The organism is Accumulibacter sp., assembly GCF_032229525.1.
Lineage (GTDB): Bacteria > Pseudomonadota > Gammaproteobacteria > Burkholderiales > Rhodocyclaceae > Accumulibacter.
The window spans coordinates 7,003-9,912 of the sequence record NZ_JAVTWB010000129.1 but is presented as its reverse complement, the minus strand read 5'-3'; the positions used below and the strand labels follow the sequence as shown (position 1 = coordinate 9,912).

3 protein-coding genes are annotated in these 2,910 nt (G+C 68.8%); 2 read left to right on the top strand and 1 reads right to left on the bottom strand.

Annotated features, from left to right (window positions below; all coding sequences use genetic code 11):
* Window positions 1-1,461, bottom strand: a 1,461-nt coding sequence (locus RUW20_RS08855; RefSeq protein WP_313951845.1) for a cobyric acid synthase, incomplete at its 3' end; no start/stop codon positions are given.
* A gap of 35 nt (window positions 1,462-1,496) precedes the next feature.
* Between RUW20_RS08855 and cbiB the strand changes: the two genes are divergently transcribed.
* Both cbiB and RUW20_RS08845 read left to right on the top strand, forming a co-directional pair.
* Window positions 1,497-2,453: an adenosylcobinamide-phosphate synthase CbiB gene (gene cbiB, locus RUW20_RS08850; RefSeq protein WP_409559332.1), complete on the top strand. Its 957-nt coding sequence runs from the start codon at window positions 1,497-1,499 to the stop codon at window positions 2,451-2,453.
* The coding region (locus RUW20_RS08845; protein WP_313951844.1) for an aminotransferase class I/II-fold pyridoxal phosphate-dependent enzyme at window positions 2,446-2,910 on the top strand (465 nt) is incomplete at its 3' end. The genes cbiB and RUW20_RS08845, both read left to right, overlap by 8 nt.

Here is a 2,910-nt window from a genome sequence, read left to right as displayed (position 1 = left end):
CGGCAACCACTCCGCCAGCTGGCGCAGATCCAGGTGCTGTTCGACGGCGTCGGCGAGTCGGTCGATGTCCTGTTCGCGGCGCTGTCCCGGATCGAAATCCTGCGTCGGTCGGTGGCCGGCCCAGGCCAGCAGCGCGGTCAGCGCCGGCGGCGAGTCGAACAGGCCGTGGCAGTAGGTGGCCAGAATCTGCCCGTCGTCGGAGAGCGCGCCGTCCGGCTGGCCGGCGAGCTGCGCCGCTGGTTTCTCCAGCGCCGCGCCACGGGTGACCCCCATGTGGATGCGGTAGCCGGTGACGGCCGCCGCTCCCGCGATCAGCAACTCGCCACTGACGTTCTGCAGCGTTTTCTCGGCCGCCAGCCGTGTTTCGTAGTCCAGCCAGCCGAGTCCCGGCGTGCTGCCCGCAACGCCTTCGAGTCCCAGCGGATCGTGCAATTGCTGGCCGAGCATCTGCAGGCCGCCGCAAATGCCGATCAGCTTGCCGCCGTAGCGCAGGTGGCGACGAATCGCCTCTTCCCAACCCTGCGCACGTAGCCAGGCCAGATCCGCCTGCACCGCCTTGGAGCCGGGCAGGACGATCAGGTCGCAAGCGGGCGGCGGCTCGTTCGGGCCGACGAAGCGAAAATCGACTTCCGGGTGGAAACGCAGCGGATCGAGATCGTTATGGTTCGAGATCCGCGGGTACACCGGCGCGATGACGCGCAGGGTGGCCGCCTCCTTGCGCACCGCCTCGCGTGGTAGCGCATCCTCGGCGTCGAGATAGAGACCGTGCAGATAGGGCAAGACGCCGAGCACCGGCTTGCCGGTACGTTCCTCGAGCCAGCGCAGGCCGCCTTCGAGCAGGCCGATGTCGCCACGAAAGCGGTTGATTACGAAACCCTTGACACGCGCCTGCTCGGAGGCGGAGAGCAGGTCGAGGGTGCCGCAAAGGTGGGCGAAGACACCGCCGCGATCGATGTCGGCGATCAGGATCACCGGGCAGTCGACGGCCTCGGCAAAACCCATGTTGGCGATGTCGCGGTCGCGCAGGTTGATCTCGGCCGGGCTACCGGCCCCTTCGACGATCAGGCATTCGTACTGCGTAGCCAGGCGCCGCCACGATTCGAGCACCGCTTGCATGGCGCGTGGTTTATAGGCGTGGTAGTCGCGCGCATTGAGGTCGGTGAGTGCTTTGCCGTGGATGATCACCTGCGCCCGTTGGTCGGTCGCCGGCTTCAGCAGCACCGGATTGAAGTCGGAGTGCGCCGGCAGGCCGGCCGCCAGCGCCTGCAGCGCCTGCGCCCGACCGATCTCGCCGCCGTCGATGGTGACCGCCGAATTGAGCGCCATGTTCTGCGGTTTGAAGGGGGCAACACGGACGCCGCGACGATGCAGGATGCGGCACAGCGCGGCGACCAGGGTGCTCTTGCCGGCGTCGGAAGTACAGCCCTGGACCATCAGGCTGGGGGTAAGCGGCTCGTTCATCGTAGAATCCGGGGTTTCGTTGCCCCGATTCTCGCATGCCTGCCGTCTCTTCTTTCCCCTTCCTCGCCGTCGCCATGCCGGCCACGTTGTTCCTGCCTCTGGCCGCGGTCGCCGCTGCAGGACTCGATCGGCTGCTCGGCGAGCCCGCACGCTGGCATCCTCTGGTCGGTTTCGGTGTTCTGGCCAGTGCGCTCGAGCGCGCCATGAATGCCGGCGCCGGACGGCTGCTGCGTGGCTTGCTGGCCTGGTCGCTGCTGGTCTTGCCGCCGGTCGCGTTGGCTCTCTGGGCGATCCCGCCGGGCCTGCCCGGCTGGGTTGTCGATGTGCTCCTGCTCACCCTGGCGCTCGGCGGGCGTAGCCTGGCCGAGCACGCCAGTCGGGTGGCCGACGATCTGGCGAGCGGCGATCTGGTGGCGGCGCGGTGCCACGTTGGCTGGATGGTCTCACGCCAGACCGACGACCTCGATGCGGCGGGTGTGGCCAGCGCCTGCGTCGAGTCGACGCTGGAGAACGGCAACGACGCCATTTTTGGCACCTTGTTCTGGTTCGCGTTGCTCGGCGGGCCGGGCGCGCTGCTCTTTCGCCTGGCCAACACGCTCGACGCGATGTGGGGTTACCGCAACGCACGTTTCGCTGATTTCGGCTGGGCTGCTGCCCGTCTCGACGATCTGCTCAACTATTTTCCCGCCCGCCTGACGGCCTTTTCCTACGCCCTCTGCGGCCAGACGCGCAGGGCGCTGCGCTGCTGGCAGCGGCAGGCGGCGAGCTGGAAGAGCCCGAACGCCGGCCCGGTGATGGCTGCCGGCGCCGGCAGTCTGGGGCTGGCGCTGGGCGGTGCGGCGGTCTACCACGGCCATCGCCAGGAACGGCCCTTGCTCGGCGAGGGGCGGCCAGCGTGCGGCGAGGACATCGCCCGCACGCTGACGCTGCTTCGTCGCAGCCTGTGGCTGTGGTTGGCGACGATGCTTTGTTGGGGTCTGGCGCGTGCTTGAGCACGGCGGGCGCTTGCGCGCTGCGGCCAGGCACTACGCCGCTTTCGGCGAGCGGGCGCTGAGCGACTGGCTCGATTTGTCGACCGGCATCAACCCGTACGCCTTCCCGCTTCCCACGATCGACCCGGCGTGCTGGCGACGCCTGCCCGAGGAAGAGGATGGTCTGGACGCGGCAGCTGCCGCCTACTACGGCAGTGAACGGCTGCTCGCCTTGCCCGGTTCGCAGGCGGCGGTTCAGCTCCTGCCGACGCTGTTCGCGCCGGTGGCGGTCGCCTGCATGACGCCGATCTACGCAGAGCATCCGCAGGCCTGGGAACGTGCCGGCCATCGCCTGCGCCGGCTGGAGAACGTCTCGCTGACCCGCGCGCTCGCCGTGGCCACACCGATCGTTGTGCTGTGCAATCCGAACAATCCGAGCGGCCGCAGTTTGCCGGCCACCGCCCTGCTCGATGCGGCC

Excerpts from the sequence above, each read along its gene's own strand:
- cbiB (WP_409559332.1), top strand. The coding sequence starts at position 1,497 with ATGCCTGCCGTCTCTTCTTTCCCCTTCCTCGCCGTCGCCATGCCGGCC.